This window comes from Streptomyces finlayi (assembly GCF_014216315.1).
Taxonomy (GTDB): domain Bacteria; phylum Actinomycetota; class Actinomycetes; order Streptomycetales; family Streptomycetaceae; genus Streptomyces; species Streptomyces finlayi_A.
The window spans coordinates 2,924,088-2,948,415 of the sequence record NZ_CP045702.1; the positions used below are offsets into that span (position 1 = coordinate 2,924,088).

General features: G+C 71.8%; 19 protein-coding genes. 5 read left to right on the forward strand and 14 right to left on the reverse strand.

Annotated elements, in window-relative coordinates:
* Nucleotides 1–63 precede the first annotated feature (63 nt).
* The 3 genes from F0344_RS13305 to F0344_RS13315 all read right to left on the reverse strand — a co-directional run bounded on the left by F0344_RS13305 (nt 64) and on the right by F0344_RS13315 (nt 3,158).
* A complete protein-coding gene (locus F0344_RS13305; protein WP_185298996.1) occupies nt 64–1,191 on the reverse strand; it encodes an XRE family transcriptional regulator in 1,128 nt (375 codons plus the stop codon).
* A 415-nt stretch (nt 1,192–1,606) separates the two neighbouring features.
* Entirely contained in the window at nt 1,607–2,251 is a 645-nt protein-coding gene (locus tag F0344_RS13310) for a DUF3017 domain-containing protein (RefSeq protein ID WP_185298997.1), read from the reverse strand.
* A 22-nt stretch (nt 2,252–2,273) separates the two neighbouring features.
* Nucleotides 2,274–3,158: a bifunctional methylenetetrahydrofolate dehydrogenase/methenyltetrahydrofolate cyclohydrolase gene (locus F0344_RS13315; RefSeq protein WP_185298998.1), complete on the reverse strand. Its 885-nt coding sequence runs from the start codon at nt 3,156–3,158 to the stop codon at nt 2,274–2,276.
* A 231-nt stretch (nt 3,159–3,389) separates the two neighbouring features.
* Between F0344_RS13315 and F0344_RS13320 the strand changes: the two genes are divergently transcribed.
* Entirely contained in the window at nt 3,390–4,115 is a 726-nt protein-coding gene (locus F0344_RS13320) for an RDD family protein (RefSeq protein WP_185298999.1), read from the forward strand.
* Between the two features lie 99 nt (nt 4,116–4,214).
* Here F0344_RS13320 and F0344_RS13325 read toward each other — a convergent pair whose 3' ends face one another.
* The 3 genes from F0344_RS13325 to purN form a co-directional block, all read right to left on the reverse strand.
* A complete protein-coding gene (locus tag F0344_RS13325; RefSeq protein WP_258049932.1) occupies nt 4,215–5,702 on the reverse strand; it encodes a DUF2079 domain-containing protein in 1,488 nt (495 codons plus the stop codon).
* A gap of 134 nt (nt 5,703–5,836) precedes the next feature.
* Entirely contained in the window at nt 5,837–7,390 is a 1,554-nt protein-coding gene (purH, locus tag F0344_RS13330; RefSeq protein ID WP_185299000.1) for a bifunctional phosphoribosylaminoimidazolecarboxamide formyltransferase/IMP cyclohydrolase, read from the reverse strand.
* Nucleotides 7,377–8,033 (reverse strand): phosphoribosylglycinamide formyltransferase, encoded by a 657-nt coding sequence (gene purN / locus F0344_RS13335; protein WP_185299001.1) that lies wholly within the window; start codon nt 8,031–8,033, stop codon nt 7,377–7,379. The genes purH and purN overlap by 14 nt, the downstream gene beginning before the upstream one ends.
* Before the next feature lie 273 nt (nt 8,034–8,306).
* Between purN and F0344_RS13340 the strand changes: the two genes are divergently transcribed.
* Entirely contained in the window at nt 8,307–9,263 is a 957-nt protein-coding gene (locus F0344_RS13340; protein ID WP_185299002.1) for a hypothetical protein, read from the forward strand.
* Nucleotides 9,264–9,287: 24 nt separating this feature from the next.
* Here the strand turns inward: F0344_RS13340 and F0344_RS13345 are convergent, their stop codons facing one another.
* Nucleotides 9,288–11,138 (reverse strand): cell division protein PerM, encoded by a 1,851-nt coding sequence (locus tag F0344_RS13345; protein ID WP_185299003.1) that lies wholly within the window; start codon nt 11,136–11,138, stop codon nt 9,288–9,290.
* A gap of 108 nt (nt 11,139–11,246) precedes the next feature.
* On the opposite strand from F0344_RS13345, the gene F0344_RS13350 reads away from it, so the two are divergent.
* Nucleotides 11,247–12,575 (forward strand): helix-turn-helix domain-containing protein, encoded by a 1,329-nt coding sequence (locus F0344_RS13350; protein ID WP_185299004.1) that lies wholly within the window; start codon nt 11,247–11,249, stop codon nt 12,573–12,575.
* Nucleotides 12,576–12,686: 111 nt separating this feature from the next.
* On the opposite strand, the gene sucD is transcribed toward F0344_RS13350, so the two are convergent.
* The 6 genes from sucD to F0344_RS13380 form a co-directional block, all read right to left on the reverse strand.
* Nucleotides 12,687–13,571, reverse strand: coding sequence for a succinate--CoA ligase subunit alpha (gene sucD, locus F0344_RS13355; protein ID WP_185299005.1), 885 nt, complete (start codon nt 13,569–13,571; stop codon nt 12,687–12,689).
* A 21-nt stretch (nt 13,572–13,592) separates the two neighbouring features.
* Entirely contained in the window at nt 13,593–14,774 is a 1,182-nt protein-coding gene (gene sucC / locus F0344_RS13360; RefSeq protein ID WP_185299006.1) for an ADP-forming succinate--CoA ligase subunit beta, read from the reverse strand.
* A 331-nt stretch (nt 14,775–15,105) separates the two neighbouring features.
* Nucleotides 15,106–15,408, reverse strand: coding sequence for a hypothetical protein (locus F0344_RS13365; RefSeq protein ID WP_185299007.1), 303 nt, complete (start codon nt 15,406–15,408; stop codon nt 15,106–15,108).
* 12 nt (nt 15,409–15,420) lie between these two features.
* On the reverse strand, nt 15,421–16,689 hold the full coding sequence (locus F0344_RS13370) for a VWA domain-containing protein (RefSeq protein ID WP_374940087.1): 1,269 nt from the start codon (nt 16,687–16,689) through the stop codon (nt 15,421–15,423).
* Nucleotides 16,686–19,085: a DUF5682 family protein gene (locus tag F0344_RS13375; protein ID WP_185299008.1), complete on the reverse strand. Its 2,400-nt coding sequence runs from the start codon at nt 19,083–19,085 to the stop codon at nt 16,686–16,688. The genes F0344_RS13370 and F0344_RS13375 overlap by 4 nt, the downstream gene beginning before the upstream one ends.
* On the reverse strand, nt 19,082–20,194 hold the full coding sequence (locus F0344_RS13380) for an ATP-binding protein (RefSeq protein WP_185299009.1): 1,113 nt from the start codon (nt 20,192–20,194) through the stop codon (nt 19,082–19,084). Before F0344_RS13380 ends, F0344_RS13375 begins: the two co-directional genes overlap by 4 nt.
* A 118-nt stretch (nt 20,195–20,312) precedes the next feature.
* Here F0344_RS13380 and F0344_RS13385 point away from each other — a divergent pair, with 118 nt between their 5' ends.
* Both F0344_RS13385 and F0344_RS13390 read left to right on the forward strand, forming a co-directional pair.
* Nucleotides 20,313–21,722, forward strand: a complete 1,410-nt coding sequence (locus F0344_RS13385) for an SWIM zinc finger family protein (protein ID WP_185299010.1) — start codon at nt 20,313–20,315, stop codon at nt 21,720–21,722.
* A 167-nt stretch (nt 21,723–21,889) separates the two neighbouring features.
* Nucleotides 21,890–23,491: a DUF5691 domain-containing protein gene (locus tag F0344_RS13390; RefSeq protein ID WP_185302670.1), complete on the forward strand. Its 1,602-nt coding sequence runs from the start codon at nt 21,890–21,892 to the stop codon at nt 23,489–23,491.
* Between the two features lie 197 nt (nt 23,492–23,688).
* Here F0344_RS13390 and F0344_RS13395 read toward each other — a convergent pair whose 3' ends face one another.
* Nucleotides 23,689–24,102, reverse strand: a complete 414-nt coding sequence (locus tag F0344_RS13395; RefSeq protein WP_185299011.1) for a cobalamin B12-binding domain-containing protein — start codon at nt 24,100–24,102, stop codon at nt 23,689–23,691.
* Nucleotides 24,103–24,328 lie beyond the last annotated feature (226 nt).

The window sequence follows — 24,328 nt, forward strand, 5'->3', positions numbered from 1 at the left end:
CAGGCTATCGGACCCGGGGCCGCACGGCCGCCCGCCCCCCTGTGGGACGGCGCACAGACTTCCCTACCGGGGCGGGGTGCAGCCCTTCGTGCCGGAGACCAGCACCGCGCATGCCTTGGCGTCAGCCGGCTTTCCGACCGCGACCATCGGGGTGTACGCGTCGGTGTCGGCGACGGGATCCGCACCCGCGTCCCCGCCCGCACCCGCGTCCGTACTCACCGTGCCGTCCTGACCCTGGCCTCCCGCGCTGATCCGCACGGTGTCCCCCGGCGCCGCCTCGGTGATCCGGGCCCAGGAGGCCGCGCAGGTCTTGCTGTACCTGACCTCGACGAGGCTGCCGCCGACGGTGGCGCGGGCGACCGTACGGGCGAGTTCGCCGCCGCAGCCCATGGCCTCCGGGTCCTGCCCCGTGCAGTCCGCACCTGCGCACTCGACGCCTGCGGGAAGAGCCGGCGCCTTCGTGGCCGGCGAGGCGGACGGCTTCGCGCCGTCCTTCCCGCCGCCGTCGCCCGGTGCGGCGAGCAGCACCGCGCCGACGGCCACCGACAGCGCCGCCGTCATGCCGACCAGAAGCATCGTCAGCTTGCGGCGCCCACCGGGAGCCCGCACGGCTGTCCTGACGGGACCCGTGCCTGGTCCGAAACCGGCCGGGCCGTGCTGGGGTGCTCCGTACTCCTGGCGCGCAGACTGTGGCGGGGCCGCGGGTATGGGACCGCGCTGGACGGGCACGGACGGCAGACGGATGCCGTCGAGCACGTCCTCACCACGGGCGGCGCCCGCTCCCGGGGCGGTGGACACCCCCGTGCCGGCGCGGCCTCCCCGCCCGCCGGAAGCCGGAGCCGGAGCCGGACCGAACTCGCCGAGAGCGTCACGTGCCTGGGAGATCCGGATGGCTTCCATCGTCATGTCGTGGCGCATCTCGGAGCGGCTCCAGGCGCGCTCCGCAAGCTCCCACATGGTCGTCAGATGGTTCCGGTCGGTGCCCGTCACCTCGGCCAGCGCGACGATCGCGCCCTTGGGGGCGAGCAGCCGGCCGTTGAGATAACGCTCCCACGACGTCCTGCTGTAGCCCGTGCGGTCGGCCACCGCTGCGAGGTTCAGCCCGCTGCGGTCGACGAGCCTGCGCAGCTGGCCCATGAACTCCTCGACCTGCGGGTCGAGTTCCTCCGGTAGTGCCTTCCAACGAGGCATTGCTCCCCCTTGTGTTCCCCCGAACAGCCTGATGTGCCCCGCTCCGCGACGCCGGTCCCGGTGCCCCCGCCCGGATCCGGTGGTGTTCCGTTCCGGCCACCCAAGAGGATGCGCGATGCCAGGCGGTCAGTTCCTGATGTGAGAGCGCACCGGAGCATTCGCTGCGTCCGTGCGCTCCGCCGAGCGCCCCGGGCGGGATGCCGTGACAGTCTGCCACCGTTGCGGAGCGATCACACCGTGGCGGAATGGTCACTTCCGTGCCACAGGCACCAAGCATCACTTGTCCCGCCAGGGCATGTCCATGACTCTTGATGCAGGACGGGGCAAGGCCGCTCAAGCCACCGCAGACCGGTGGTTTTTCGTACGGACCCGCGTCCTCGGGTGTCCGTCCCTCCTCGGGGGAGGGGACGGACACTCAGCGGATCGTGAAGTGGACCGCGTCCTCGAGAATCGGGACGTCCAGCAAGGGTTGCGGCTGCGCCATCAGCGCGAGCAGCACGATGAGCGTGCCCATCAGTCCGTACGTGACCAGGTCGGTGAACCGGGACCGTACGGCGAGCATGCCCACCGACGGGACCACCCAGCGCAGCACGGCCCCCGTCACGAGGGCGACCCCGATCAGCACCGTGCCGATGCGGAACGCCTCGGCGAAAGGATCGGTGGCCACGACCAGCAGCCCGGCGCCGGCCACGAAGAGCACGGTGAGCAGGGGCCACTGACGGGCGGGCGCGGGCGCGTCGCCCGGCGCCGCCCGTCCGCCGCCCTCGGGCCGAGCGGTGTCACGGGTCAGCGAGGGAAAACGCCGGGACCGCGGGGCGGCGGCCGCAGCCGGTTCACCCGCGGCTCCTTCGTCTCCGGACGGCTCGGCAAGCGGCTCCCGGGCCGACCGCTCGACCGACCCTCCGGACAGCTCCGCAGCCGGCGTCGGCTTCCCGGTGTCCGGGGAGTCCGCAGCGTCCAGGGAAGCCGTGGCGTCCGGCGCAGGCGTCACCGGCGTCTCCCCGTCCTCGGATCTCGGGTCGACGGAGTCCTGGCCGGCCGGACTGGTACCAGCACCCATGACGTTCCTTCCGGGATTCGGTTCAGCCGGAGACGGCAGCGGCGTCGGCGGCGTCGGCGGAGGCACGCTCGGCCGCCTCGACCACGTTGACCAGCAGCTGGGCGCGGGTCATCGGGCCGACTCCACCGGGGTTCGGGGCGACCCAGGCGGCCACCTCGGCGACTCCCGGGTGCACGTCGCCGACGATCTTCCCGTTCCCGTCGCGGCTGACGCCGACATCGAGCACGGCGGCGCCCGGCTTCACGTCCTCGGGCTTGATGAGGTGGGGCACCCCGGCGGCGGCGACGATGATGTCGGCCTGCCTGAGGTGGGAGGAGAGGTCGCGGGTGCCGGTGTGGCACTGGGTGACCGTGGCGTTCTCGGACTTGCGGGTGAGCAGCAGCGGGATCGAGCGGCCGATGGTGACACCCCGTCCGACGACCACGACATGCGCGCCGTTGATCTCGACACCGTGGGCGCGGAGCAGCTGGACGACACCCTGCGGGGTGCAGGGCAGCGGGCCGGTCTCGTTCAGGACGAGCCTGCCCAGGCTCATCGGGTGGAGGCCGTCGGCGTCCTTGACCGGGTCCATGAGCTCCAGGACCCGGTTGGTGTCGATGCCCTTCGGGAGGGGAAGCTGCACGATGTAGCCGGTGCACTCGGGGTTGTCGTTGAGCTCGCGTACGACCTCCTCGATGTCCTCCTGAGTGGCGGTGTCGGGGAGTTCGCGCTGGATCGAGGCGATGCCGACCTGCGCGCAGTCACGGTGCTTGCCGTTCACGTACCACCGGCTGCCCGGGTCGTCGCCGACCAGCAGGGTCCCCAGGCCCGGCGTGATGCCCTGCGCCTTGAGGGCCGCCACGCGGACGGTCAGATCGGATTTGATCGCAGCTGCGGTGGCCTTGCCATCGAGAATCTGGGCAGTCATGGCCCCATCCTCGCGGATGACCCCGTCCGCTTGCCAATTGCGGGTGCCGACGTGGACGCGAGGTTGCACTTGCACAACGCCTCGCGCAACCGACTGGACAAACTTACGTGCGACTTATAACGATGAGAGTCGCAGTGCCGCGCAGCACGGGGGGTGGCGCACGCTGGCGTGAGTCCTTCCTCCGTGTGGCCGGAAACCGTCCCCGCACGTCTGCTTGAAGGAACACCCCATATGAGCTTCGGCGACCCGAACAACCCGTACGGGCAGCAGCCCGGACAGCCTCCCCAGCAGCCCCAGGGCCAGCCCGGGTACGGCTACCCGCAGCAGGCTCCTCAGGGTGTCCCGCAGCAGGGCTACGGCTACCCGCAGCAGCCGGGTCAGCCCGACCAGGCCTACGGTGCCTACCCGCAGCAGCAGCCCGGCACCCTCCAGGCCAACAACGGCTACATCAACATCCCGGGGCTCGGCACCGTCCAGGTCGCCTCGATGGGACGCCGCCTCGGCGCGCGCGCCATCGACGGTGTGGCCATAGGCGTGATCCTGAGCATCATCATGGGCATCGGCCTGGCCGGCGCGGTGGGTCTCACGCAGGACTGTGACCCGGCCTCCGCCGATTACAACCAGTGCATGAACGACGCCAGCGCAAGCATGATCGGCGTCATGTTCACCTGGATCGCCGTGATCGCCGTTTTCACGCTGCTCTACGAGTGGCTGATGATCGCCTTCGTCGGCGCGACGGTCGGCAAGCTCGCCGTGGGCCTGCGCGTCGTCAAGGAGAGCACCGGCCAGAACCCGGGCCTGGGCTCGTCGTTCATCCGCTACATCATCCCGATCGTCGGCGCGTTCCTCTGCTACATCGGCGCCATCCTGGTCTACCTCTCCCCGTTCTTCGACAACTCGGGGAAGCTCCAGGGCTGGCACGACCGTGCCGCAGGCACCCTGGTCGTCAAGAAGTAGGGCGTACACAGCGCTCGCACACAGCACGAAGGGCCGGAGCTCGCTCCGGCCCTTCGTGCTGTCCGGGCTCCTTCGTGCCGTACGGGGGCGGCCGGCGGTTCAGGTCCGGGAGCCGGACGGCTCCGGGCTGGTCCGCTCCAGCACCACGAACGGACCCGACCGGTGCTTGAGCCGGTAGCGCGCCTCCGGGTGGAGCTGCTGTGCGTACGCCACGGGGTCATCGATCGGCTGCGACCAGCTGAAGTCCAGGTTGACGGCGACGATGTCGGGCGCCGTGCCGGGCGCACCGCCGATCCAGTAGACCGTGCGGTCGCCGGTCAGGTGCGCCATGAGCGTGATGTCGGTCTCCACGCGAGCCCCCTTCGGGATGGCCTCCAGCGCCTGCCGGGCCGCGTGAGCGCGGGCGTCGGTGCGGTAGGTCTCCGGACGCAGCAGGTCACGGAGCGGAAGATGCTGGGTGAGGGCCACGGCGATAGCCGTGGCGACGGGCACGGCGACGTTCGCGTACGAGACGAGCCAGGGGCGTGACGAGCCGCGGCTGCGGCGGACGCCGTCGGCCATGGCCAGGAAGAGCACCGGCATCAGGATGGCGCTGTAGTGCCAGACCATGCCCCAGTGGTTGGAGTCCTGGGACAGCAGCCGCCAGCCGAGCGTGGGCAGGACGAGCAGCACCAGCGGTGAACGCAGCGCCATGAAGGCGGTGATGCCGACGAGGAGGACGAGCATCTCCAGCTTGACGGCGGAGTCGAGGATGCCGAGGACCGAGTCGAGCGGGGAGACGTCCTGCTCACCGTTCTTCTCGATCTTCTTCCAGTAGTCGTACGTCCCCTGGCTGCTTGCCGCCGGTATGAGCACCAGCACGGTGACGACGAAGGCCAGCACGCCGAAGGCGGCGAGCAGGGCGCCCTGGAGGCGGCGGCCGTACAGGAAGAGCAGGAAGCCGACGACGGCGACGGTGGCGCCCAGGTCCTCCTTGACCAGCACCAGGGGCAGCGACCAGAGGACCGCGGCGGTCCAGCGCCGCATGAGCAGGGCCCTGCAGACGAGCGCGAGCAGCGGTACCGCGAACGCGATCTCGTGGAAGTCGGACTTCACCGCTTCCTGGAGCCCCCAGGACAGTCCGTACGCGATGGTGGCGCAGAGACCCGAGCGGCCGCCGAGAAGCTGCTGGGTGGTGCGGCCGACGACGACGGCCGAGACGGCGAAGAGCGCGGCCTGGGCGAACAGCAGGGCCAGGGCGGACGGCCAGATCCAGTAGAGCGGCACGAGAAGCGCCACGACCGGGCTGAAGTGGTCGCCGAGTATCAGATAGCCGGGGCCCTTGATGTCCACGACCGGGGCGTTCAGACCGGCGTAGGAGCGGACCTCCTGTTCGAATATCCCCAGGTCCCAGGAGGGCGAGCCGAAGCTCCTGTACTGGAGGAACGAGTAGAGGAAGTACAGCCCGCACAGCGCGGCCGCCGCGATCAGATACGGGCGCGGCGGGACATGGTCCCCGGCTGTCCCGGCACCGGCTTCCGACGCGGGGGCCGGAGGCCCGGCGTCCGTTTCGGACCGGTCCGGTTCCCTCTTGTTCAGTTCGAGCACGACGCCCCCGCAACGGAATCCCTGGCCGTTTATTAGAACAGAGAGACGAGGCGGTACGGCACGCCGAACGCGGCGCAGGCCGTACCCCTGTGTACGGGGTACGGCCTGCTCTCCCTGCGAGGCGCTGATACGGCTCAGTGGAAGAAGTGGCGCGTTCCGGTGAAGTACATCGTCACGCCCGCCTTCTTCGCCGCCTCGACGACGAGCTCGTCGCGGACCGATCCGCCCGGCTGGACCACGGCCTTCACGCCGGCCGCGGTGAGGATCTCCAGGCCGTCGGGGAACGGGAAGAACGCGTCGGACGCGGCGTACGCACCCTCCGCGCGCTCCTTGCCCGCCCGCTCGACGGCGAGCTTCGCGGAGTCCACCCGGTTGACCTGTCCCATGCCGACGCCGACCGAGGCACCGCCCTTGGCGAGCAGGATCGCGTTGGACTTGACCGCGCGGCACGCCTTCCAGGCGAACGAGAGCTCCGCGAGCTCGTCGGCGGACAGGGCCTCACCGGTGGCGAGGGTCCAGTTGGCCGGGTCGTCGCCCTCGGCCTGGAGGCGGTCGGTGACCTGGAGCAGCGCACCGCCGTCGATCGGCTTGACCTCGAACGCGGAGGCCGGGGCGTCGGGGCAGCGCAGCACCCGGATGTTCTTCTTGCGGGCGAGCACCTCGACGGCACCGTCCTCGTACGCCGGGGCGACGATGACCTCGGTGAAGATCTCGGCGACCTGCTCGGCCAGCTCGACGGTAACCGGACGGTTGACCGCGATCACGCCGCCGAAGGCGGACAGCGGGTCGCAGGCGTGGGCGCTGCGGTGCGCCGCGGCGACGTCGTCACCGATCGCGATGCCGCACGGGTTGGCGTGCTTGATGATCGCGACACACGGCTCGACGTGGTCGTACGCGGCGCGGCGCGCGGCATCGGTGTCCGTGTAGTTGTTGTAGGACATCTCCTTGCCGTGCAGCTGTTCGGCCTCGGCCAGTCCGCCCTCGCCCGCGGCGTAGAGCGCGGCGGGCTGGTGCGGGTTCTCGCCGTAGCGCAGCACGTTCTCGCGCGTGAAGGTGTCACCGAGGAATGCGGGGAGGCCCGAGTCGTCGGAGGCCGCGTAGTCGGCCGCGAACCAGGACGCGACCGCCACGTCGTAGGCGGCGGTGTGCTGGAACGCCTCCGCGGCGAGCCGCTTGCGGGCGGTCAGGTCGAAGCCGCCCGCCTTGACCGCGGCGAGGACGTCGGCGTAACGCTCCGGGCTCGTGACGACGGCCACGGACGGGTGATTCTTGGCCGCGGCGCGGACCATCGACGGGCCGCCGATGTCGATCTGCTCCACGCACTCGTCGTCGGAGGCGCCGGAGGCGACGGTCTCCTTGAACGGGTACAGGTTGACGACCACGAGGTCGAACGGCTCGACACCGAGCTCGGCGAGCTGCTCGCGGTGGGCGTCCAGGCGCAGGTCGGCGAGGATGCCGGCGTGCACACGGGGGTGGAGCGTCTTGACCCGGCCGTCGAGGCACTCGGGGAAACCGGTGAGCTCCTCGACCTTGGTGACCGGCACGCCGGCGGCGGCGATCTTCCCGGCGGTGGAGCCGGTGGAGACGAGCTCGACACCCGCTTCGTGCAGACCGCGCGCGAGGTCTTCGAGCCCCGTCTTGTCGTAGACACTGACCAGGGCGCGGCGGATGGGCTTATTCACCGACATGACCGAGATGAACCTTTCGTCCCTCAATGCGATAGCCGTCGCGGGCGAGCCGCCCTACGGCCTCGACGAGCAGCGTGCGCTCGACTTCCTTGATGCGTTCGTGGAGGGCCGCTTCGCCCTCCGGGGTGTCCTCTTCGGTCACCTCGACCACGCCCTGCGCGATGATCGGACCGGTGTCGACGCCGTCGTCGACGAAGTGGACGGTGCACCCGGTGACCTTCACGCCGTACGCGAGAGCGTCACGTACTCCGTGGGCACCGGGAAAGCTGGGGAGCAGGGCGGGGTGGGTGTTGACGACCCGGCCGCCGAACTCGGCGAGGAACCTCTTGCCCACGATCTTCATGAACCCCGCCGACACGACGAGGTCCGGGCGGTGCGCGGCGGTGGCCGCGGTGAGCGCCTCGTCCCACTCCTCACGGGTGGCGTGCTCACGGACCCGGCACACGAAGGTGGGGAGTCCGGCGCGCTCCGCGCGTTCCAGCCCGGCGATGCCGGGACGGTCCGCACCGACCGCGACGACCTGGGCACCGTAGCCCTCGGGGTCGTCACCGATGGCGTCGAGCAGCGCCTGGAGGTTCGTACCGGAACCGGAGACCAGCACGACCAGGCGGGCCGGAGTGGGGGAAGGGGGCGGGGAGGCCACGGCTGGGCCCTTTCTCGCGTGGTAACGCAGGTGCGAAGCGCTTGCGGCGCTGTGCGGTGCTGGGTGCGGTGTTGCTGGAGTGCTACTTGTACGGTCGTACGAAAGAAGGTCGCCCCTTGATACGGGGAACTCTACGAACCGGCCGACCGTCAGCAACGATACCGGCACACCCAGCGGCCCCCACGGGACGGGGGCGTGGCCGGGAGGTAGCGTCTGGGGACAGCGAACCGTCCGCCGGGCGGGAAACGACGAGATGGGGAAGACGTTCTTCACATGCCGGACCGACGCCGCCGCACCGCCTTCCACCTCCCGCCGCCCGAGCGGGCCCCGATGATGCTGCGGGATCGCCAGTCCTCCTCGCCGGGCTCCTCCTCTTCGGGGCCTTCGGGACCTTCGGGGTCCTCCGGGTCCTCTTCCTCCGACTCCTCCGGTCCCTCCGGCTCTTCCAGGTCCTCGAAGCCGCAGGACGACAACCCGTTCGCGGCTCCGCCCGAGAACCGGCCCGACCAGCCCTGGCAGCCGCGCCACCCCGCACAGAGCGGCGCCGACGGGAACGACGGCGACGACAAGTCCGGCGGCTCCGGCAACCGCCCCACCTGGGGCAGTAAGTGGAGCAACCAGCAACCCGGCAGGCAGAACGGCGGGTTCGGCAGCCGTCCCGGCGGCAACGGCCCTGGCGGCCAGGGCGGCGGCAAGGGCGGGAAGGGCGGTCCGGACGGTGGTTCGGGCGTCCGCTGGGACCCGACCGACCCCGCCCAGCGGCGCGCCCGCTACGCCGTGCTGGGCGGCATGTGGGCCTTCTTCTTCGCCCTCTTCGACTTCCCGGAGATCGCCCTGCTCCTCGGCGCGCTCTCGGTGTACTGGTCGGTCAGCGCACTGCGGGCCAAGCCGAAGGGCCCGGCGGCCTCCTCCACCCGCGCCACGGCGGAAGACGTCTCGGGGACCGCGCGCCCCGCGGTCACCGGTGACACGGCCGGCGGTGCGGCCGGGGACGGGGCCTCCCCCGGCACCGGCCGCACCGGCTACGGCAGGCCGCAGACGACAGCGGCGGTCAGTGGTCTCGTGACGGCCCTGCTCGCGCTGACGATCGTGGCGACGACGTTCACCGTGCAGTTGGTCTACCGCGACTACTACACGTGCGTGAACGACGCGCTGACCAAGTCCGGCGCGCTGTCCTGCAACGACCTTCTGCCCGAGCCGCTGGAACCCTTCTTCGGCGTCAAGAAGTAACCGCCCGGGGGCCGGACCAGGCTCTCAGGAAGCGGTATCCCGGCCGGACTCCGGAGGCTCCGATGCCTCCGGGGCCCGGCCGTTGCGCATGCCCTCCGCGACCGGAAGATCAGCCGCCGGAACCCCTGGTGCCGGAAGGTCCGCCGTCGGAACGCCCGCTGCCGGGACGCCGGGTGCCTGCCCTCCCGGTGCCGGAACGCCCGGTGCCGGAACCTCCGCCGCAGGAACCTCTGACGCCGGGAAGTCCGCCATCAGTCCGCCCGAGTCCTTCCTCAGCGAGGCCCAGCGGGACCGCCTGGTCGTCTCCTCGTGCCACGGGTCGGCCGGCAGGAAGTCGTACGGCTCGAACGCCGCGGCCTCCTCGTCCGCCACGGCCGCCGGGTGCGGAACGCGCGAGGGCGCCTCAGCGGACCCGGCCCCTGACCCGGACCCGGCCGCGTCCGCGCCGCCGCGGCGGCGCCACCACCGCCCGTCACCGCTCCGCTCCGGTTCACCGGAGGCGGCAGCCTTCCCCGCCGCCACGTCCGGGACTCCGGCCGTGGCGCTCGCGTCCGGCCCGGCACCCGCGTCCGTACGGCCCCGGCGCCACGCCCAGCCGTGGTCCCTCAGCCGCCACCACCTGAGCAGCAGCGCCACCGGTACGCCGAGGAGCGCCGTCCAGAGGAGCGCGGCCGGGCCCACCAGCCACCACACCGGGCCGAACTCCGCCAGGGCCCCCGTGCCGAGCGGGCCGCCGGACGCCGCCGTCAGCAGCGCCGTACCGGCACCGCAGCCCACCGCCGCCGACACCGCCACCAGCGCCGTCTCGCGCCGGCTCCACACCTCGCTCCGTGCCGCCTGGACGGGGGCCGCCCGCCCCGCGGTGAACCAGCCGACGGCCAGACCGGCTGCCAGCGGCACCGCCAGGACCGCCCAGTCGGCCGCCGTCCCCGGTCCCGGAGCGGGTGCGGCGGCCAGGAGGGGGAAGTCCGGCAGGGCCGGGCGCCCCTCGACGGCGTACGGCGCGACCGTGGACCCCGTACCGAGGGCGAAGCCGGGCCCCAGCCCGTACGCAGCACCCCACATCGCCGCGTTCGGTACGAGGGCCAGCGCGAGGAGCAGCACGGCGAACCGCCCCGACCAGTCACCGGAGAGCTCCAGGAACGATTCCTGCGTCGCCTGGACATGCCACACCAGCGCCGTCGCGACCAGCAGCGCTCCGCCACCGAGCAGCACGGCCACCCCGACGGCCGAGGACCGGAGCACCGCCTCCGCCCTGGTGCGGAACAGCGTCCGCGCGATGCCCTCCTGAAGCCTCAGCGGTGCCCAGGAGGGCATCGGGCCAAGCGGCCGCCCCGAAGCCGTCCACACCCCGGCGGCCGCCGACACGGCGACCACCACGGCGAGCGGGAAGCCGAGCGAAAAACGGTTCGCGGGCATCGGACCGCCCCGCGCACAGGCGGCGGTCCCTGCCGCGACCAGCAGATACCCGGCGGTCACCGCGCAGAACGCACCGCCCGCCGAGGGGACCGGGCGCCCCTCCTCCGGCTCCAGGGCGTCGCGGGCCGCACGGTGCGTCAGCCACACGGGGCCGACGATGAGCAGCAGGGGGACGGTCGCTACGGGGGCGGGAATCCCGCTCAGGGTGTCGGCCCTGATCAGCTCGGCGCCGTGCGCGAGCAGCCAGAGCCCGGCCGCCACGCGGAGGGCGCCACCGGGACCGCTGTCCGGGTGCGGGGAGCTGATCCACAGCACCATGACCAGCACGGCGAGCGAACCGAGCCCCAGTCCGGCCGCGATCACTCCCCGCAGGAAGGAGGAGGCCAGCGCGGCGGTCCGGCTCCGCTCGGCGGACAACATGGGGCTGCGCTCGGTCACTTGGGTCACGCCCGCCATGCTCCCAACGACACGCGCTTATTTCGCGTAACAGGCGAACAGCGGTTGTGTCGCTCAATATACGTTTATGTACTTTTTCACTCAGTGGGGCTCTCCCGGGGGCTCCTCATGACTCGGAGCACCACCGCGTCCGCCGCCGCCCCGCTGCCCGTCCCCCAGGAGCGGCGCAGACTGCGCGAGGAGCGGTCCCTGAGTGAAGAGCAGGTGGCGACCGCCGTCGGCGTCACCCGGGCCACCGTCCGCTCCTGGGAGACGGGGCGCACGAATCCCAAAGGGCAAAAGCGCGAGGCATACGCCCTGCTGATCGCCCCCGCCGGAAAGCCGCAGCCGTCGGACTCGAACACCCGACCGAAGATCACCGCCAAACGGGTGGCCCGGCCGTCACCGCCGTCTCCTGTGCCCCGCACCCCGGTGCGGGGCACACCGCAGACCTCCACACCAGAGCCCTCCACACCGCAGCCCCCCGTCGAAGCCCCCGGGAGCACCACCATGTCCCCGACCGAGCCCGACACCGGCACGTATGCCGACCACCCCGCCACGATCGATCACCCCGGACCAGCCGGTCCTCCGGGGACGTCCGACACCTCCGACACCTCCGACACCTCCGACACTTCCGGCCTCTCGGCCGAAGAGGCGTTCGACGCTCTGTATACCCACACCGCACCGGGGCTGGTCCGCCAGACCTATCTGCTGACCGGCCGGAGGGGCCTGTCCCGGGAGTCCGTCGAGCGCGCGTTCCAACTGGCCTGGCAACGCTGGCCCGAGGTTGCCGTGGACCGTGACCCGGCGGGCTGGGTACGGGCCGCCGCGTACGAGTACGCGATGTCGCCCTGGCACCGGCTGCGCCACGCCCATCGCCACCCGGACGCACCGCCCACCGAGCCGAAGCGCCGAGCGTTGTTCGACGCACTGCTCGAGTTGCCGCCGGCGTACCGCCGCACGCTGCTGCTCTACGACGTGGTCGGCCTCGATCTCCCGGAGACCGCGGCCGAGACCGAGGCGAGCACTCCGGCGGCGGCCAACCGGCTGCTGACCGCGAGGGCCGTGGTCGTCGAGCGACTGCCCGAGCTGGCGGATCCCGAGTCCCCCGAGGAGGTGTCCGGGCTGCTGCACGACCGGCTCGGCGCACTGGCCCTCGCCGAGCACGTCCCCACCCCGGCCCCGGCCCGCACCGTCCGCATGGTCAGCGAACGCAGGGCCAGGCTCTGGACCCGGGCGGCCATCTCCTTCGTCGCCGCCCTCATCGGCGTAACGGCCCTCACGCTGCACACGGCGCCCACGCAGTACGAGCAGCCGCTGGCGCCCGCCGAACGGGTCGGCGGGGTGCCGCCACGGGGAGGCCCCCAGAAGCTCACACCGCAAAACGTGGAGCTGCAGAAGGCCCTGCGCGCGGAGTTCGCGCACGGCCCGGAGCGGCTGGTGCCCGGGATTCCGTGACGGCCGGCACGTACGGGAACGGCGCGGGCCCGCACCCCTGGTTCAGGGTGCGGGCCCGCGCCGTCTGTGCGGTGACGCGTTGGCGCGGCAAGCGGCGCCGCGCCGAGGCGATCAGGCGCCGAGGATCTCGCGCGCCAGCTTGGCGGTCTCGGTCGGCGTCTTGCCGACCTTCACGCCTGCGGCCTCAAGGGCCTCCTTCTTCCCCGCGGCGGTGCCGGAGGAACCGGAAACGATGGCGCCGGCGTGGCCCATCGTCTTGCCCTCGGGGGCGGTGAAGCCCGCGACGTAGCCGACGACCGGCTTCGTGACGTTCTTCGCGATGAAGTCGGCGGCGCGCTCCTCGGCGTCGCCACCGATCTCGCCGATCATCACGATGAGGTCGGTGTCGGGGTCGGCCTCGAACGCCGCGAGGGCGTCGATGTGCGTCGTACCGATGATCGGGTCGCCACCGATGCCGACGGCGGACGAGAAGCCGATGTCACGCAGCTCGTACATCATCTGGTAGGTCAGCGTGCCGGACTTGGACACGAGACCGATGCGGCCGGGCTTGGTGATGTCGCCCGGGATGATGCCGGCGTTGGACTGACCAGGGGTGATCAGACCGGGGCAGTTCGGACCGATGATCCGGGTCTTGTTGCCCTTCTCGCCCGCGTACGCCCAGAAGGCGGCCGAGTCGTGCACGGCGATGCCCTCGGTGATCACGACGGCCAGCGGGATCTCGGCGTCGATCGCCTCGACGACGGCGGCCTTCGCGAAGGCCGGCGGCACGAAGAGAACGGACACGTCGGCGCCCGTCTTCTCCATCGCTTCCTTGACGGAACCGAAGACCGGGACCTCGGTGCCGTCGAAGTCGACGGACGTGCCGGCCTTGCGCGGGTTCACGCCGCCGACGATGTTGGTGCCGTCAGCCAGCATGAGCTTGGTGTGCTTCATGCCCGTGGCGCCGGTCATCCCCTGGACGATGACCTTGCTGTCCTTGGTGAGGAAGATAGCCATGGTGTTGGAGTCCCTCGTCCCTTACTTCGCAGCCGCGGCGAGCTCGGCGGCCTTGTCGGCCGCGCCGTCCATGGTGTCCACACGCTGCACGAGCGGGTGGTTGGCGTCGGAGAGGATCTTGCGACCCAGCTCCGCGTTGTTGCCGTCGAGACGCACGACCAGCGGCTTCTCGACCTTCTCGCCCTTGGACTCGAGCAGCGCCAGAGCCTGGACGATGCCGTTGGCGACCTCGTCACAAGCGGTGATGCCACCGAAGACGTTGACGAAGACGGACTTGACGTCCGTGTCGCCGAGGATGATCTCCAGGCCGTTCGCCATGACCTCCGCGGAGGCGCCGCCACCGATGTCGAGGAAGTTGGCGGGCTTCACGTTGCCGTGGTTCTCACCGGCGTACGCGACGACGTCCAGGGTCGACATGACCAGACCGGCACCGTTACCGATGATGCCGACCTCGCCCTCGAGCTTGACGTAGTTGAGGTTCTTGGCCTTGGCGGCAGCCTCGAGCGGGTTGGCCGCGTCCTTGTCCTCGAGCGCCTCGTGCCCGGGCTGACGGAAGTCGGCGTTCTCGTCGAGCGAGACCTTGCCGTCCAGCGCCAGGATGTCGCCGGAGGCGACCTTGGCGAGCGGGTTCACCTCGACGAGGAGCGCGTCCTCGGCGACGAAGGTGTCCCACAGCGTCACCAGGACCTCGGCGACCTTCTCGGCCACCTCGGCCGGGAACTTCGCCTGGGCCACGATCTCGCGGGCCTTCTCGATCGTCACTCCGGAGTTGGAGTCGACCGGGACCTTCGCGAGGGCCTCGGGGGTCTTCTCCGCGACCTCCTCGATGTCCATGCCGCCCTGCACCGAGGCCATCGCCAGGAAGGTGCGGTTCGTGCGGTCGAGGAGGTACGAGACGTAGTACTCCTCCAGAATCTCCGGCGCGGTCTCGGCGATCATCACCTTGTGGACCGTGTGGCCCTTGATGTCCATGCCGAGGATGTCGGTCGCACGGGCGACCGCCTCGTCGGGGGTGGCGGCGAGCTTGACGCCGCCGGCCTTGCCTCGGCCACCGACCTTCACCTGCGCCTTGACGACGGACTTGCCGCCCAGCCGCTCGGTCGCCTCGCGGGCTGCCTCAGGCGTGTCAATCACTTCACCGGCCAGCACCGGTACACCGTGCTTGGCGAAGAGGTCCCTCGCCTGGTACTCGAACAGGTCCACGCGCGTCCGTCCCTTTTAGTGATATCGCGGTTCGTTCTTCTGCGTGGGCAGTGCCGCGAAGGGCAACGTGACTGCGCTGTCACCAGGGAGGCGCACACGGTGTCCGAGTACGCGGCATGTCCATCCGGCAGGTTATCCCCGCGCTCCGCAGGACCCTAAATCGCAGATCACACCTGGCCGGTGATAACGGTCACAGATCGCCCTCCCGTACGGATTCGCGGTGGACGGCCCGGCCTCCGCGACTCCGTACGGGAACGCGCGCGGCGCCGGACGGTTCCCGTTCCCGACGATGCGAACCGAGGGAGCGGGGGACCACCCGGCGCCGTGAAGGTCACCGGATACCGCACCGGACCCGGGGGCCGGCTGCCGGATCAGATCCGGTGGGACGGCTGCCGGATGCGACGACACCCTCGGCGAACGGGCCGGCCTCACCCACGACGCCCTGGGCGACCGCGCCGAGGTCGCCGAGCCCCTGGCCGACGACCGGGAGCAGCGCGGAGACGGCCTGTCCCGCGAAGGGCGGCAGCGCGGCGTCGGAGGTCTGGCCGACCGCGGGGCCGGCCTGCTCGGCCGCCGTCCGGGCCGTGCCACGCCGGGCGACGGGGCGACGCTCGCACCAACCTCCGGGGGTCACGCAACTCCGCTGTTACTGACGCGTCTCCTTGTCCGGTATGGGAAGTGGGCGCCTTTCGATCGCCGCCGCCATGATGTCCGGGAAGAGGTCCGGGGTGCAGGCGAAGGCGGGTGCGCCCAACGCGCCGAGGGCGGCGGCGTGTTCACGGTCGTATGCGGGCGCTCCTTCGTCGGAGAGCGCGAGCAGCGTCACGAACTGCACTCCGGACGCCTTCATCGCGGCGACGCGCTTGAGCATCTCGTTGCGGATTCCGCCCTCGTAGAGGTCGCTGATGAGGACGACGACCGTGTCGGCGGGCCGGGTGATCTTCGACTGGCAGTAGGCCAGCGCCCTGTTGATGTCCGTGCCCCCGCCGAGCTGAGTGCCGAAGAGGACGTCGACCGGGTCGTCCAGCTGGTCGGTGAGGTCGACGACGGCGGTGTCGAAGACGACGAGTCGCGTGTCCAGGGTGCGCATGGAGGCGAGCACCGCCCCGAACACCGAGGCGTAGACGACGGACGCCGCCATGGAACCCGACTGGTCGATGCAGAGGATGACGTCCTTCTTCACGGCCCGCGACGCACGCCCATAGCCGATGAGCCGTTCCGGGATGACGGAGCCGGCGCCGTCCCCTCCGGGGATGGGCAGGTAGTTCTTGAGATTGGCCCGGATGGTCCGGTCCCAGTCGATGTCCCGGTGACGCGGCCGGCTGATCTTCGCCGAGCGGTCCAGCGCACCGGTCAGGGTCGCCTTGGTGCGCGTGGAGATCCGCTTCTCCAGATCGTCGACGACCTTGCGCACGACGGCTCGGGCCGTCTCCTTCGTCGTCTCCGGCATGGCTTTGTTGAGCGACAGCAGCGTGCCGACGAGGTGGACGTCGGCCTCGACGGCCTCCAGCATCTCCGGCTCCAGCAGCAGCGCCGACAGCCCGAGCCGGTCGATCGCGTCGCGCTGCATGACCTGGACGACGGAACTGGGGAAGTACGTACGGATGTCACCGAGCCAGCGGGCGACGGACGGCGCGGACGCGCCGAGTCCTGCCGAGCGCTCCGGTCCTCCCCGGCCCGCGGGCTTGCCCCCGCCGCCGTAGAGGGCGGCCAGCGCTCCGTCCATCGCGACGTCGCGGCCGGTGAGGGTGCAGCCGGTGCTCTCCGCGCTGTCGCCGCCCAGCACCATCCGCCAGCGCCGCACCCGCTCCTCGTGGGCCGTTGTCCCTGTCGTCGCCGATTCCGTGGGCGCCGAGTTCGTCGTGGTCGGGTCCGTCGTGATCGATTGCGTCGTCGTCACGGTCCGGGTGGTCATGCCGTCGCCCCCATCGGAAGGTCGGTGTGGTCGATGCGTGGAGCGGGCTCGGTGTCGAGGCCGAGCAGCAGGCGGAGCACCGGCACCACCGCGTCCGCCCGGGACTCGTCGATTCCCGGTCCGAAGCCCGACGGGGCAGGCTCCGCACCGCCTCGGTGCCTGTCTGGGGACGGGCCACGGCGGACCAGTTCGCCCAGGGTGCGGCGCACGCCCGGCTCGTAGGCCGAGAAGGTGCGTCGCAGCAGGGGCAGCACATCGGTGAACGCCGATGCCCGCACACCGCTCAGCCAGGCGTCGATCAGACTCAGCAGACGCTCGTCGTGCACGAGCAGCATGCCACCGCCCGCCGCGCCGCCCACGAAGCCCTCGATCCAGGCCGCGGCGTCGGTGGGAGGGGTGCCGGGTGACAGGGCCAGGCCCATGAGCCGGGCCGCCTCGTCCTGGCTGAGCTGCCCGTCGTCGAGCAGGAGGCGAGTGGCGCGGCCCCGGATGACACCGGCGACGGTGTCCCGGCCGGCCAGCTTGCGCAGGACGGCCGCCCAGCGCTCGCGCAGCCCGTCCGCGGATCCCGCCTGGTCTCCGGCACGGGCACGGGCACCTGCCTCGCCCTCTGCTCCCGCGTCGGCTCCGGCTCCGGCTCCGGCTCCGGCGAGTAGCCCGATGGCCGTGTGCACGCCGTCGATACGGCGGCGCAGCTCCTCGGCTCCGTCCGCGTCGAGACCGGTACAGGCCGGCGGCAGGCCGACGCAGATGCGCTCGGCGAGCCCGGCGGCAACCGCCCCGAGCGAGGCCGTGTCCGTGGCCCGCACGTCCCCGTAGCGCAGTGAGCGTGCCAGGGCAGGCAGCGCCTCGGCGAGATGGCTGACGTCCGCGTCCAGTGCGGCCCGGTCGGCCAGGGCGTTCATCACGACGGGAAGCGCCTCGGCCAGCTCGCCGAGGAGGCAGCGCTCGGCGAGCGCCGTGACCTCGGCGAGCGCGGTGGCCGAAACGGCCTCCGATTCGGCCTTGGCGGTCGCGGCGGAAAGCACGGTGGTGCCCCAGACACCGGCTTCCGCGACCCGTACGTGCAGTTCCGGTTCCCAGCGCAGCCGCCAGGTCTCCCGGAAGGTGCCCGTGCTCCCCCGGCCGACGGCGCGGTCGCCCCAGCCGACGTCGAGGAGACGGAGCCGGTGCAGGAGTCTGCTGCGGGCCGCGTCGGTGTCCTTGCGGAGGTCGAGCTCCAGCTCCCGTTCGGACGGCTCCGGTTTCAGCCGGAGGGTGCGCTGCAACCGGTTCAGGTCCCGTTGCAGCGGGACCGCCGGGGCGCTGTCCGGCACCTCGCCGAGCGTCTCGCCGATGACGAGCCTGTCCCGCACGAGGGCGAGCGGCACATCGGAGCCCTCGCACATCACGGCCCGGATCGCGTCCATCGTCTCGGTCAGCCCCGGGAGCGGTCGGCCGCGCACGGCCGCCAGTCCTCCGGCGAGCCGGACGGCCTCGATGACATGGGCGGAGGAGATGAACCGGTCCTCGGCGCGCAGGAGCCCGGCGACCTTCGTCATCCACCGTTCCACCGGCCGGTCGGGGGCGCCGAAGAGATGGCCGTACCAGCCGGGTGAGTCGATCCCCGCGCCGTATCCACTGTGCCGGGCGAGCCTGCGGTGGGTCCAGGGCACCCAGGTCAGCTCCGTCTTGACCTTCGGTACACCCTTGAGGAGGGCCCTGTCGGCGGCGAGTGTGGTCTTCGCGGCGAGAGCGGGCACGTGCCAGGCGCCGCAGACCACAGCGATCTCCTCGCCGAACTCCTTGCGCGCGGAACGCAGTTGGATGCGCATGAACGCCTCGCGGACCGAGTCACGGGGGTGGCCACCGTCCCCGTACACCTCACGCAGGGCGGTCATGGCCTCGGCGAGTACGGCGAAGGGTGCCAGCGGGTCGACCGCACCGCCGTCGGGAGCGCGGTGCTCGACGACGTCCTCCCACCAGCGCTCCGGGTCGTCGTATCCGGCGGTCTCGGCGAGTACCCCGATGGGATCGACGGCGGGCGAGCCCGGCGGCTCCTCGGTGCCCGGCTCCGTGAGGGCGAGGGAGTGCGCCGCGGGGAGGTCGATGAAGCGTGCGGGGACCCCGTGCGCGAGGGCCCAGCGGATCGCCACCCACTCGGGCGAGAACTCGGCCATCGGCCAGAACGCGGCCCGCCCCGGATCGTCCACGGCATGGGCGAGCAGCGCGACGGGCGGCCTCATCTGCTCGTCGGCGGCGAGCGGCAGCAGCGCGTCGCCCTCGGGCGGGCCCTCGATGAGGACGACCCGGGGCCGGGCGGCCTCCAGTGCGGCCAGGACCGCACGGGCGGACCCGGGGCCGTGGTGACGCACTCCCAGCAGCAGCGGCCCCGCGGACGCGGCGGCCCCCGTCATGCGGAGACCTCGCGGCAGGCGCGGTAGAAGTCCTTCCAGCCGTCCCGCTCGCGGACGACCGTCTCCAGGTACTCCTGCCACACCACGCGGTCGGCCGCCGGGTCGCGGACGACCGCACCGAGGATTCCCGCGGCCACGTCGCCCGGGCGCAGGATGCCGTCGCCGAAATGGGCGGCGAGCGCGAGGCCGTTGGTGACGACGGAGATGGCCTCGGCCGTGGACAGCGTTCCCGAGGGCGACTTGAGTTTCGTGCGGCCGTCGGTGGTGACGCCGTTGCGCAGTTCGCGGAAGACGGTGACCACACGGCGGATCTCCACGAGACCGTCCGGGGCGGCCGGCAGGTCGAGCGAACTCCCGATCTGGTCGACGCGGCGGGACACGATGTCCACCTCGTCGTCCGGGGTGGCCGGCAGCGGGAGTACGACGGTGTTGAAGCGGCGGCGCAGCGCGCTGGACAGCTCGTTGACCCCGCGGTCGCGGTCGTTCGCGGTGGCAATGAGGTTGAAGCCGCGGACGGCCTGGACCTCCTGGCCCAGCTCCGGCACGGGAAGCGTCTTCTCCGACAGGATCGTGATGAGCGCGTCCTGCACATCGGCCGGAATGCGGGTCAGCTCCTCGACCCGGGCGGTCATGCCCTCGGACATGGCCCGCATGACGGGGCTGGGAACCAGTGCGTCGCGGCTGGGCCCATGGGCCAGCAGCTGGGCGTAGTTCCAGCCGTAGCGGACGGCCTCCTCGGGCGTGCCGGCCGTGCCCTGGACGAGCAGCGTCGAGTCACCGCTCACGGCGGCGGCCAGGTGTTCGGAGACCCAGGTCTTGGCGGTCCCCGGCACGCCGAGCAGCAGCAGGGCCCGGTCGGTGGCGAGGGTGGTCACGGCGACCTCGACGAGGCGGCGCGGACCCACGTACTTCGGTGTGATCACCGTTCCGTCGGCGAGCGTGCCACCGAGCAGATAGGTCGATACCGCCCACGGCGAGAGCTTCCAGCGGACGGGCCTCGGCCGGTCGTCGGCGGCTGCGAGCGCCTTCAGCTCGTCGGCGAAAGCGTCCTCGGCATGCGGTCGCAGAGCCTCGTTCGCGACGACGGCGGTGGTTGCGGACACGGTCATGGATCCCCCTCCAGATCGTTCGACCCGATGTGGTTCCCACCGTGCACCATGCCACTGACAATCGGCCTCCACCGCAGGTCAGAGGCGATTGTCAGTGGTGCGACCTACCGTCGTTCCCATGCTGCTATCTCACGGGGGAGAACCCTCGCGCACCGATGGTCCGGTGGCGCGCTGGACGGTTGAGCAGGTGCGGGCCCTGGCTCCTGACGAGGCATCACGCAAGGCCGGGAACAAGCTGGGTTCGGCCGGTCCGTGGTCCGAAGTGGGCCACGGGGCGGCGGGCGCGGTATGGGGCTTGTGCAAGGGAAGCGGGAGCAAGCCGTACCGGACCGTGATCGACACGTCCGGGCCCGCGTACAAGTGCAGTTGTCCGAGCCGGAAGTTCCCCTGCAAGCACGCGCTGGGGCTGCTCCTGCTCTGGGCGTCCGACAGCACGGACGCCAGTGCGGCAGACCTGCCGGGCCAGGCGCCGGACTGGGCGCGGGAGTGGCTGGACGCCCGTCGCAAGCGCGCGGCCGAGCAGACCGCCGGGGAGGGCGCTCCCGCGTCGGGCCCGGCCGACCCCGAGGCGGCGAGACGGCGCGCCGAGCGACGGGCGGCGCGGATCACGGGCGGCGCCCAGGAGCTGGAACAGCGCCTCACGGATCTGCTGCGTGGCGGGCTCGCCGCGGCTGATCAGACGGGATACGGGCTGTGGGAGGAGACCGCCGCCCGGATGGTCGACGCCCAGGCCCCTGGACTCGCCTCTCGCGTACGCGAAATGGGGGCGATTCCCGCGTCCGGGCCGGGGTGGCCGGTGCGGTTGCTCGAGGAGTGCGCTCTGCTGCACCTGCTGAACACCGCCTGGCTGGGCATCGGCGGGCTGCCGGACGCACTGGCCGCGACCGTTCGTACGCGCGTGGGGCTGACGGCCACCGCCGACGGAGCCCCGGTGCGCGACCACTGGCTGGTCCTCGCGCAGTACGACACACCGGACGGCAAGATCGTCACCCGTCGCATCTGGCTGCACGGCAGGGAGTCGGGACGCACCGCGCTCCTGCTCTCCTTCGGCGCCGCGGGGCGCTCCCCCGGCCTGGCCCTGCCGGTGGGCGTCACGATCGAAGCCGAACTCACGCCGTATCCGGGCGCCGGACAGCCGCGCGCCGAACTGGGCCGGCAGTTCGATCCGCCCGCCACGCGGGGGACACCACCGGTGGGTGGTCCGACGACGGCGGCGCTCGCGGCCTACGGGCACGCGTTGCGCGACGATCCCTGGCTGGACTCCTGGCCGGTGACCCTGCGCGGCGTCATACCCACGCCGTCCGAAGACGGCTGGCAACTGGCAGACGAGGACGGATCGTCTGCTCTGCCGCTCACCCCGTCGGCCCTGTCCGGGCCGGGACTCTGGAAGCTCGTCGCGCTGTCGGGCGGGGGCCCCGTCACGGTCTTCGGCGAGTGCGGACACCGTGGCTTCGATCCGCTCGCCGCCTGGACGACGAGCACCGACGACGACAGCGACAGCGACGGGCATCCCGTACCGCTCATCTGACCCCTGCGGCCCTGCCCCGGACCCTTTTGGACCCTCTGGACCTGTGAACCGGATATCCGGCTCCGTGACTCCCTGACACCTGGACGGGACCGATGACCTCACCCCACACCCACACCGACACCCACACCGACACCCACACCCGAACGGCCACGACCACGACCACGACGATGCCGATGCCGATGCTGTGGGAGGAGCTCGTCACTTCCGCGCTGCTCGGCACCGATCGCCGACCGCCTGCCAACGGCTCCGGAGGCACCGGAGGTCCCCTCGCCGTGCTGGACGCTGCGGCGCTCCACACCGTGCGCCGCAGAGCCGGGCTGCTGCCTGCCTCGGCTGCCGAGCGCCCGGAGCGCGCGCCCGCCGACCCGCGCCCGCCACTCCCCGCGGCCGCCCGGCACCGGCTCGTCCAGCTGCTCACCGACCGCTCCGCACCGTCCGGAGGCAGCGGGCGGCGCGGTACGGCACCCGACCTCACGGAACTCCTTCCGCAGTGGCTGGCCGCCGCCAACCAGCACGGCTTCCGGGCACCCGCGGTCGTCCTCCCGGCGCTGCTGGACGCGGCGCGTGCCCGCACGGACCTGCGGGCGCACGTCCTGGGCTTCGCGGGTCCGCGCGGGCTGTGGCTCGCCAGGATGAACCCGGAGTGGAAGTTCGCCCTGCGCGGCGCCCCGGGCAGCCCGCCGCCGTCCGTCGCGACGGACCCCGAGGCGGTGCGGTGCCTGTGGGAGGAGGGCCTGTTCGCCGAACGGGTCGCACTCCTCGGGTCCGTACGGAGACGGGAGCCGGCGGCCGCGCTGACCCTGCTCTCCACCACCTGGTCCACAGAACGTGCCGAGGACCGGCTGATGTTCCTCGACTCCCTGCGGACCGGTCTCTCCGGTGCGGACGAGGCGTTCCTGGAACAGGCCCTGGCCGACCGCAGCCGTAACGTCCGGGCGACGGCCGCCGAGCTGCTGTCCGCGCTGCCGCGCTCGGCCCTCGCCGTACGCATGGCCGCCCGCGCCACGACCTGCGTGAACCCCGACCGTACGGGCGAGGCGGCGTCCATCGCGGTGGAGGCGCCGCATGAATGCGACGCGTCGATGCAGCGGGACGGCGTCGTGCCGGTGCCGCCGTCGGGCCGGGGGGAACGGTCGTGGTGGCTGGGCCAGTTGGTGGAGGCCACTCCCTTGACCACCTGGCGGGAGCGCTTCGCCGGGCGCTCCGCCCAGGAGATCGTCGCCCTGCCGGTCGCGGACGGCTGGACCGAGGAACTGCACGCGGCCTGGTGCAGGGCCGCGGTGCGGCAACGAGACCCGGAGTGGGCCCGCGCCCTGCTCGGCCCACCCTCGACACCCCCGGCGAACGGTCCTGGGACGGCCTCGCTGGCGGAGCGGTCGAAGCTCCTCGCCACGCTGCCGAGCGAGGAACGGGCCCTCTGGGTGGCCGACTTCATCGCCGCGCACGGCTTGTCGGAGGCGTTCCAGTTGCTCGGCGTCTGTGTGGTGCCCTGGGCGGAACCGCTCGGCCGCTCGGTCGTCGACGCCCTCGACATAGCCCGGGACGCCGGAAGTTACCCGTGGAGTTTCAGCGGGGTGATGGGCCTCGCGGAGCGCTGTCTGAATCCGGCGGAGGCGGACCGCCTCGAAGTCCTCACCACCACCCCGGATGAGCCGGAGGGTGCCTCACCCGGTGCGGGGGGCTACTGGTCGGAGGCGTTCCAGCGTCTGGTCTCCACGCTGCGCCTCCGCTCGGCCATGGACAGGGAGCTGACTCCCGGGGCGCCGTGAACGGGGACGGTCCGGGCCGGTCAGGTCCGTTCCGGTCCGGGGCGCGCCCCACCCGACCGACAGACGCGAACGACAGGCGCGAATGGCGGGCCCGGCCGGCGCGCGGCCGACACCGCCGACGGGCACCGCCGACGGGCCGGACGGTCCGTCGGCCGGGCCCAGTCGGTCTCAGGCGCGTCCGGTCCTGGCGCAGTCGGTCAGGCGCCCGCCGTCTGACGGACGTTGGCGTTCACCCAGTCGACGATCGACGTCGTCGTCGCACCCGGGGTGAAGATCTCCGCGACGCCCTGCTCCTTCAGCGGCGCGATGTCCGCCTCCGGGATGATGCCGCCGCCGAACACCTTGATGTCCTCGGCCTCGCGCTCCTTGAGCAGCTCGATCACCTTCGCGAAGAGCGTGTTGTGCGCACCGGAGAGGATCGAGAGACCGATGGCGTCTGCGTCCTCCTGGATCGCCGTGTCGACGATCTGCTCGGGGGTCTGGTGGAGGCCGGTATAGATGACCTCCATACCGGCGTCCCGCAGCGCCCGCGCGATCACCTTGGCTCCACGGTCATGGCCGTCGAGTCCCGGCTTGGCCACCACCACACGGATCGGACCGGTCACACCCATCACTGCCTCCACATGGATCTCCCGCGCCTGAAGGGCCGGGGATGTGAACGAACGTTATCTACAGCATCCCGCAAGCCGCCGTTTCGCGGTGGACCGGGAGGGGGAAATCACACATGGGACATGTTCGCTATGCGCCGTTCCTGGACCATGTGGCCTATCCGCCGCACGGGAACGGCCGCAAAGGGAGCCGCTGCGAGGTCGCCGTACCACCGCGCCGTCAGCCGCA